The sequence below is a fragment of the Kitasatospora sp. NPDC059722 genome, assembly GCF_042733235.1.
In the GTDB taxonomy this organism is placed as follows: Bacteria; Actinomycetota; Actinomycetes; order Streptomycetales; family Streptomycetaceae; genus Kitasatospora.
The window spans coordinates 69438-77592 of record NZ_JBHWGD010000027.1 but is presented as its reverse complement, the minus strand read 5'-3'; the positions used below and the strand labels follow the sequence as shown (position 1 = coordinate 77592).

Annotated in this window: 7 protein-coding genes; 6 read left to right on the top strand and 1 reads right to left on the bottom strand. The window is 74.9% G+C overall.

Annotated elements, in window-relative coordinates:
• Positions 1-125: 125 nt before the first annotated feature.
• Together ACFV4F_RS19225 and ACFV4F_RS19220 are read left to right on the top strand one after the other, a co-directional pair.
• A complete protein-coding gene (locus ACFV4F_RS19225) occupies positions 126-1910 on the top strand; it encodes an ABC transporter ATP-binding protein (protein WP_380503879.1) in 1785 nt (594 codons plus the stop codon).
• The gene (locus tag ACFV4F_RS19220; RefSeq protein WP_380503877.1) at positions 1907-2737 is read left to right on the top strand and encodes a serine/threonine-protein kinase; all 831 of its coding nucleotides are present in this window, start codon (positions 1907-1909) and stop codon (positions 2735-2737) included. The genes ACFV4F_RS19225 and ACFV4F_RS19220 overlap by 4 nt, the downstream gene beginning before the upstream one ends.
• A 2-nt stretch (positions 2738-2739) precedes the next feature.
• Here ACFV4F_RS19220 and ACFV4F_RS19215 read toward each other — a convergent pair whose 3' ends face one another.
• The gene (locus ACFV4F_RS19215) at positions 2740-3537 is read right to left on the bottom strand and encodes a hypothetical protein (RefSeq protein WP_380503874.1); all 798 of its coding nucleotides are present in this window, start codon (positions 3535-3537) and stop codon (positions 2740-2742) included.
• 204 nt (positions 3538-3741) lie between these two features.
• Here ACFV4F_RS19215 and ACFV4F_RS19210 point away from each other — a divergent pair, with 204 nt between their 5' ends.
• From ACFV4F_RS19210 to ACFV4F_RS19195, 4 genes are all read left to right on the top strand, one after another.
• Positions 3742-5067: an MFS transporter gene (locus tag ACFV4F_RS19210; protein ID WP_380503871.1), complete on the top strand. Its 1326-nt coding sequence runs from the start codon at positions 3742-3744 to the stop codon at positions 5065-5067.
• Between the two features lie 322 nt (positions 5068-5389).
• The gene (locus tag ACFV4F_RS19205; RefSeq protein WP_380442424.1) at positions 5390-5623 is read left to right on the top strand and encodes a hypothetical protein; all 234 of its coding nucleotides are present in this window, start codon (positions 5390-5392) and stop codon (positions 5621-5623) included.
• Between the two features lie 138 nt (positions 5624-5761).
• A complete protein-coding gene (locus tag ACFV4F_RS19200; protein WP_380503868.1) occupies positions 5762-6289 on the top strand; it encodes a methylated-DNA--[protein]-cysteine S-methyltransferase in 528 nt (175 codons plus the stop codon).
• A gap of 212 nt (positions 6290-6501) precedes the next feature.
• Positions 6502-7923, top strand: a complete 1422-nt coding sequence (locus ACFV4F_RS19195; protein ID WP_380496671.1) for a family 2B encapsulin nanocompartment shell protein — start codon at positions 6502-6504, stop codon at positions 7921-7923.
• Positions 7924-8155: the final 232 nt, after the last annotated feature.

The window sequence follows — 8155 nt, the reverse complement described above, 5'->3', positions numbered from 1 at the left end:
CCCCGCCGTCTGCGGGGCGCCGCGCCGCCCCCCCCCCCCCCCCGCCCGCGGCGGGGGGGGCCCGCGGGGGGCCCCCCCCGCGCCCCCCCCCCCCCCCCGACGCGGGTGACGGCGACGGCGCCCGGGTGGATCCGGTCGTCGAGCCGGCCCCGGCCCTGCCGCTGCGGCGGACCTTCGGGCGGCTCTGGCCCTACACGAGGGGCGGGCGGCGCTGGCTGGCCCTGCTGCTGGTCCTCGTCCTGGCCGGCCCGGTGGTCGACGCGGCCGCGATCTGGCTGTTCAAGGTCGTCGTCGACGACGTCCTCGTCCCGCACAGGCTCGGCCTCTTCGTGCCGGTCGCGCTCGCCTACGCGGGGCTGACGGCCGTGGCGGGGGCCCTGGGCTTCGCCGACGAGATGACCTCGACGTGGGTCGGCGAGCGCTTCCTGCTGGCCCTGCGGGCGGACGTGTTCCGGCACCTGCAGGGCCTGTCGCTCGGCTTCTTCGAGCGGCGGCGGCTCGGCGACGTGCTGGCGCGGCTGACCGGCGACGTCGAGGCGGTCGAGACGTTCCTGCTCTCGGGTGTCGTCGACGCGGTCGCGTACGTCGCCGAACTCGCCGTCTTCCTAGGGGTGTTGTTCTACCTCCGGTGGGACCTCGCCCTGGTCGCGCTCATCGTGGTGCCGCTGTTCTGGTTCACCGCGCGGCACTTCTCGGCGCGGGTGAAGGCTGCCTCGCGCGAGCGGCGGCGGCGCAGCGGCTCGGTCAGCGCGCTCACCGAGGAGTCGCTCGGCAACATCGCGCTCGTCCAGGCCTGCAACCGGCAGGGCTGGGAGCAGGAGCGGTTCCGGCGGGAGAGCATGGCGCGGTTCCGGGCGACGATGGAGGCCACCCGCCTGCGCGCGCTGTTCGCGCCGATCGTGGACGTCCTGGAGCTGGCCGGCGCGTTGATCGTCCTCGGAGTGGGCGCCTGGGAGCTCGCGCGCGGACGCCTGACGCTGGGCGAACTCCTGGTCTTCGTCGCCCTGTTGAGCCGGCTGTACGGCCCGGTCCGGGGGATCTCCCGGCTCAGCAACGGCTTCTACTCGGCCTCCGCCGCCGCCGAACGGATCCTCGAACTCCTCGACGAGCGCCCGCAGGTGAGCGATCCGCCGGTGCCGCTGCGCCCCGCCCGGGTGCGCGGGGCGGTGGCCTTCGACGGGGTCTGGTTCCGCTACCCGGGCTCGACGCGGGTGGCGCTGTTCGACGTGTCGTTCCGCGCCGAGCCGGGCGAGACGGTCGCGCTGGTCGGCCCGAGCGGTGCGGGCAAGTCGACCGCCGCCAAGCTGCTGCTGCGCTTCTACGACCCCGAGCGCGGGGCCGTCCGCCTGGACGGGATCGACCTGCGCGAACTGGCGGTCGCCGACCTGCGCGAGCACATCGCCGTCCTGCTCCAGGAGACCCTGGTCGTCCACGGCACCGTGCGCGAGAACATCGCGTACGGGCGGCCGGGCGCCACGGACGCCGAGATCGTGGCCGCCGCCCGGGCCGCCGACGCCCACGAGTTCGTCAGCCGGCTCCCGGACGGCTACGACACGGTGGTCGGCCGCAACGGGCGGCTGCTGTCCGGCGGGCAGTGCCGGCGGCTGGCGATCGCCCGCGCGATGATCCGCGACGCGCCCGTGCTGATCCTCGACGAGCCGACGACGGGGCTGGACGCCGAGTCCGCGCGGCGGGTCCTGGCGCCGCTCGGGCGGCTCATGCGGGGCCGGACGACGATCGTCGTCTCGCACGACCTGTCCGCCGTCCGGCACGCCGACCGGATCGTGCTGCTCCGCGGCGGCTGCGTCGCGGACAGCGGCACGCACGGGGAACTGCTGGCCCGCGACGACGGATACGCGCGACTCGACGGGCTGCAGCGCTCCGACCTGGCCGAGGAGGTGTCGAGTTGAGTCCGGACACCGTCCAACCACCCCTCCCCGCAGGGACGTTCATCGCCCCCGGGTACCAGGTCCTGGCGCACCTCTGCCGCACCGGCTGGCTCGACCTCTACGACGCCTGGAGCGAGGAGCGCGACTGCCGCTGCGTCGTGAAGGTGCTCCGACCGGACCGCCGCCGCGAGCGGCGGCTGCGCGCCCGGCTGCTCCAGGAGGGCCGCTGGCTGGCCGAGTTCACGCACCCGCACCTCGTCCGCGGCTACGGGACGGGCGAGCGCCCGCAACCGTACGCCGTCCTGGAGACGCTCGCCGGGGAGACGCTCTCCCGCGTCCTGGACACCCGCCCCCGCCGCCCGGCCGCCGCCGACGTGGCCATGCTCGGGCTCCACCTGTGCTCGGCCGTCCACTACCTGCACGGCCGCGGCCTGCTGCACCTCGACCTCAAGCCCTCCAACGTCGTGATCGACTGCCGCCGCGCCAAGGTGCTCGACCTCAGCGTCGCCCGTCCGCCCGGCCCGGCCGCACCCGGCATCGGCACCGACGGCTACCTCGCCCCCGAGCAGGCCCGTGGCGGGCGGCTCACCGCGGCCGCCGACGTGTGGGGCATCGGCATCACCCTCTACGAGGCCGCCACCGGCGACGTCCCGTACGACGGCCCGGACCCGGACGGCCCGGCACCACCGGTCTCCCGGCGCCGCCGCCTCCCGCGCCCGCTGGCCGCCGCCATCGACGCCTGTCTGCGCACCGACCCGGAAGCCCGCCCGAGCGTGCCCGAACTGGCCGACCGTCTCGACGAGTTGCTCCCCCAGGGGCGTCGCGCGGTGCCGCCGGACGAGCAGTGACCTCAGCGCGCCGCCCGCAGCCGGCGCAGCGTCCAGTCCGTGCCCAGCCGCTGCGTGTGCGCCGTGAACAGCTCCGCGGCCCGGCGGTACGACAGCCGCCCACGGCCCGTGTGCGGGCAGCGGTCCGCGGGTGCGGTGCCGGCAGGGGCCCTGCGGTCGGTGAGGAAGAGCGGTCCGGTGGCGCGACCGGCGACGAGGAGGGGGAGCAGGCGGGCGGTGCCGGCCTGCCATTGCACCGCCGGCCGCCCCGGGCGGGGGCGGGTGCGGCGTGCCGGGAGGTTGAGGTCGTCGGTGTTCAGGGCGAGGACGGTCTCGATCGCGGCGCCGGACTCGTGCAGCAGGTGCCACAGCGTCTGCTCGCGCAGCGGCGCCCGGAGCGCGAACAGGGCGCGCAGCTCGTCCGGGGTGAGCGGGCCGGCGGCGGGTGCGGGGGCCGGGTGGGCGCGCAGGCCGGTGGTCGGGTCCTGGGTGATCCAGCCCCGGGCGCGCCACCAGGCCACGGCCGCGCGCAGGGTGGACAGCTCGCGGTTGAGCGTGCGCGCGTCGGTGTCCGCGGCGCGGCGGGTGACGGCGGCGCCGAGGCGGGCGGCGGCGTCCGGGTGGTCGAGCAGGGCGAGCGGGAGGACGGGCGGCCGGGCGCGGCGCCGCCCCGGGCCGGTGGGGGCGGTCCGGCCGGCGAGTGCCCAGGCCCAGGTGTCCAGCCCGATCCGGTAGACCCGGCGGGAGCCCTCGGCGAGTCCGGAGACGGCGAGGTAGCGCTCGACGGCGACGGCGTACTCGACCGGGGGAAGCTCTGTCATCAGTGATCCTCTACCGCAGTAAACGAATGCCTCACGGACGCTTGAATCGTATCCGGTAGTCGCAGTAAACAGCAGGTGAAACGGTATCCAGCTAGCCGTTTACTGCGGCACATTCGGCCATCGCAGAAATTGATGCGAAAAGACTCAAGTTTTTCCACCGGAGCCCTTGAACGGCTGCTCCGCGCGGAGGCAGACTTGCCGCCCATGGCAGTGGAAACCGAACGGATCCCGGCCCGTCGACGGCGCCCTGGAGACCGTCTCGCCATGCTGGGCGAGCGCGACTTCCGGTGCTTCTTCACGGGCTACGCGACGTCCCTCCTCGGCTCCGCGATGGCACCGGTGGCGGTGGCCTTCGCGGTGCTCGGCGGCGGAGCGGACGGCAGCGGCGGCCCCGGTGGCGGCGGCCCCGGCGCTGGCAGCGCCGGCGGGGACGGCGCCGACCTGGGCTGGGTGATGGCCGCCCGGATCCTGCCGGTGGTGCTGGTCCTGCTCGCCGGCGGAGTGATCGCCGACCGGCTCGGCAGCCGCCGCGTGATGCTCGCCTCGGACGGGCTCCGCGGAGTCGTCCAGGCGCTGTTCGCCGTGCTGCTGGCGACCGGACGGGCGCCGCTGTGGGCGATGGTGGCGCTCGTCGCCGTGTGGGGGATCGGCGAGGGGCTGTTCATGCCGGGGCTGGGCGCGCTGGTGCCCGGCCTGGTGCGCCGCCAGGAGCTCGTCGGCGACGCCAACACGCTGCTGGGGATGGCCCGTTCGGTCGCGACGGTGGCCGGTCCCGCACTGGCCGGCGTGATCACGGCGGTCTGGGGGCCGGCGGTGGTGCTGGCGGCCGACGCGGCGACGTACGGGGTCGGCGCGTTCGCGCTGTACCGGCTGCGCCTGGCCGGTGCGGCGCCGGCCGGCGGGCGCGAGTCGCTCCTCGCGGACCTCCGCGCGGGCTGGTCGGAGTTCGGCTCCCGGCCGTGGCTGTGGATCACCACCGCGCACATGGGGCTCTTCAACCTGCTGGTGTGGGCGCCGTTCCTGATCCTCGGGCCGCTCACCGCGCAGCGCGAGCTCGGGGGTGCGCGCGCCTGGGGCGCGGTGATGGCCGTGTACGGCGTCGGTGCGGTGCTGGGCGGCCTGCTGATGCTGGGCCGTCGCCCGGCCCGGCCGCTGGCGGTGGCCACCGTGGCGACGCTGGGCTGGGCGCTGCCCTCGGCGGCACTGGCGGGCGGTGCGGCGCTGCCGTGGGTGGTGGCCGGGGCGCTGGTCGCGGGCGTCGGCTCGGCGGTCTGCGGCACGCTGTACGGCACGACGATGCAGCGCTGGGTGCCGCCGGAGGCGCTGGGCCGGGTGACGTCCTTCGGCGCGCTGGGCGCCTTCGCCCTGGGGCCGGTGGGCCTGGCGGCGGCGGGACCGCTGGCGGGGCGGCTCGGGACGGGGACCGTCCTCGCGCTCGGCGCCCTCTGGCAACTCGGCGCCGCCGTGGCGGTGCTGGCCGTACCCGCCGTGCGCCGCCGCCCCTGGGAGGGTGACGAGGAGGCGACCTGAACCCGCTCCGGGGCGCACCCCCGGGCGGACGCCCGGCCCCGGCGCGCCACCGCCCCGCCCGCCCGGTGGACCCGCCGGCGGGCGGGGCCGCCCTCCGCGCCCCGGCCGCCCTTCCCGCCCCCGGGCCACCCTCCGCGTCCCGCCCCGGCCGCCCTTCCCGCCCGCGGGCCACCCTCCCCCCGGGCCACCCTCCCCGCCCCCGGGCCACCCTCCCCCCGGGCCGCACCCGCCCCGCCCCGGGCCGCACCCTCCCCGCCCCCGGGCGGTCCCGGTGAGCCGGTCGTACGGTGGAGGGTGCGGGGGTCGACGGAGGAGGCTGGCCATGCCCGGTTCGCTCACCATCAGCCACCACGAGGCCGCGGTGGCCCTCGACCACACGGACGCCGCGCGGCTCGCCACCGTGCTGGAGGAACTGGCCTATCTGCTGGAGATCCCGGGCCCGAACCGGATCAACGACGCGCAGCTCACCGTCCTGTGCGAGGGACGCGCGGCGAACCGCGCCGAGCTGTCGCACTGGTCCCGCGCGCTCGCGGCGCAGCTGAAGGGCCGGCTCTAGCCCGGCGCACCGGCGCCGCCGCCGGGCCCGCCGTACGATGGCGCGCGGGGCGGGCGGTGGTCGCTCGCCTCCCGGGTGCCGGGGTGGCCGGCGGCCGGCCCGGTGGAGGGTGAGGGTGGGGGCCCGAGCGTGTCGCAGATGTCCTGGCTGACCGTGCCGACGCCGCTGCCGAGCGGCCCGATGCACATCGCCGTGACGCCGCTGGGCGTGGCGGCGGCGGGTTACGGCGGCCGCGACGGCGAGGCGCCGGCCTGCACCGACGACGCGAAGATCGCCGCCGTCACCGACCGGATCGGCGCCTACCTGGCGGGCCGCAGCCGGGAGTTGGGCCTGCCGATCGACTGGAGCCTGAGCAGCGGCCCGCACCGGGAGGTGCTGCGGACGCTGTGGCGCGAGGTGCCGTACGGGCGGACCATCACCTACGGCGAACTGGCCGCGCGCAGCGGGGTGTTCGAGGGCGTGACCGAGCCGGGCCTGGCGGCCCGCACGGTGGGGCAGATGATGGCCGCCAACCCCGTCGCGCTGCTCGTGCCGTGCCACCGGGTGGTGGCGGCGGACGGCATCGGGGGCTTCGGCGGCGGCCGGGTCGGGATCGACGTGAAGCGCTGGCTGCTGACCCTGGAGGGCGTGCTGGAGCCGACTCTCGACTGGAACGGCCCACTCTGACGCGCGGATGCGGGAGGATGGCACCCGGCATTCCGGCGAGTTCGATTAAGCAATCGAACAAATATCGAGCAAGTGATCTAGTCGTACTATTTGTTCGGTTATTCCGAACCACTCGAATGAGTGATTGCGGCGTGCCTCCGTTCGGGCCCACCATGAAGTTGCACCATGAATATGCAAGGCGTCACTTCATCGGGTTTGCGAAGGGCTCCCCTATGTCGACCGAAACGAATGCCGGTATTCCTGCGCCGGGTGCGCAGCCGGAGATCCGGCAGCAGCAGAGTCTGAGCACGGCGGGTGCGCGGAACCTCGCCACGACCACCAAGTCCGCGCCGCAGATGCAGGGCATCAGCCCGCGCTGGCTGCTCAGGATGCTGCCGTGGGTGCAGGTCTCCGGTGGTACCTACCGGGTGAACCGTCGCCTGCGCTACTCGATCGGCCGCGGCCGGGTGAGCTTCGTCAAGACGGGCGCCGAGGTGCGGATCGTCCCGCCGAGCCTCACCGAGGTGCCGGTGCTGCGCGGCTTCCAGGACGAGGCCCTCCTGGAGGAGCTGGCCGGGCGCTTCGTGCAACGCGAGTTCTCCGCGGGTGACGTGCTGATCTCCGCCGGTGCGGAGATCAGCGAGGTCTTCATCATCGCGCACGGCAAGCTGGAGCGGATCGGAACGGGCAAGTACGGCGAGGAAACGGTCATCGGCACCCTCGCCGACGGCGACCACCTCGGCGACGAGGCCCTGCAGGAGGACACCAACACCTGGCCGTACACGGTGAAGGCGGCCACCGCCGGCACCGTGATGGTGCTGCAGTGGCCCGCCTTCCAGGAGCTCCACGACCGCTCCGAGTCGCTGCAGCTGCAGATCATGGAGTACCTGAACGGCTTCCAGCAGGCGCAGAACAAGCACGGCGAGGCCGCGATCGACCTCTCCGCCGGCCACGAGGGCGAGTTCGAGCTGCCCGGCGCCTTCGTCGACTACGAGCTGAAGCCGCGCGAGTACGAGCTGAGCGTCGCCCAGACGATCCTCAAGGTGCACAGCCGGGTCGCCGACCTCTACAACCAGCCGATGAACCAGACCGAGCACCAGTTGCGGCTGACGATCGAGGCCCTGCGCGAGCGCCAGGAGCACGAGCTGATCAACAACCCGGAGTTCGGCCTCCTGCAGAACGCCGAGTACGACCAGCGGATCCAGACGCACTCCGGCCCGCCCACGCCGGACGACATGGACGACCTGCTCAGCCGCCGCCGCAGCACCAGGATGTTCCTCGCGCACCCGAAGGCGATCGCCGCCTTCGGCCGCGAGTGCAACAAGCGCGGCCTCTACCCGGGCACGGTCGAGGTCGAGGGCAAGCACGTCACTTCGTGGCGCGGGGTGCCGGTCTTCCCGTGCAACAAGATCCCGATCATCGGCGGCCACACCAGCTCGATCATCGCGATGCGGGTCGGCGAGGACAACCAGGGCGTCATCGGCCTGAACCAGACCGGAATTCCGGACGAGTACCAGCCGGGCCTTTCGGTGCGGTTCATGGGGATCGACGAGAAGGCCATCATCTCCTACCTGGTCAGCGCCTACTATTCGGCCGCCGTCCTGGTGCCGGACGCGATCGGCGTCCTGGAGAACGTGGACATCGCCCAGCGCTGAGGCGGGCGCCGCGGGCCGGCCGCGGAGGCGGCCCGCACGGCACGCCGACCGCACCCCGTCCCACCGCACCGAGCACCGTCCGGCCCGGGCCCGTGTCCCGGGCCGGGCGGCGCCACGCGCGCCCTACCGCGCACCGGGGGGGGGGCCGGGGCGCCGCCCCCCCCGCCCCGCGGGGAGCCACGCCCGCCCGAGCGAGTCGACGAACAGAACCTAGAACACCAGCGCGCCGCCA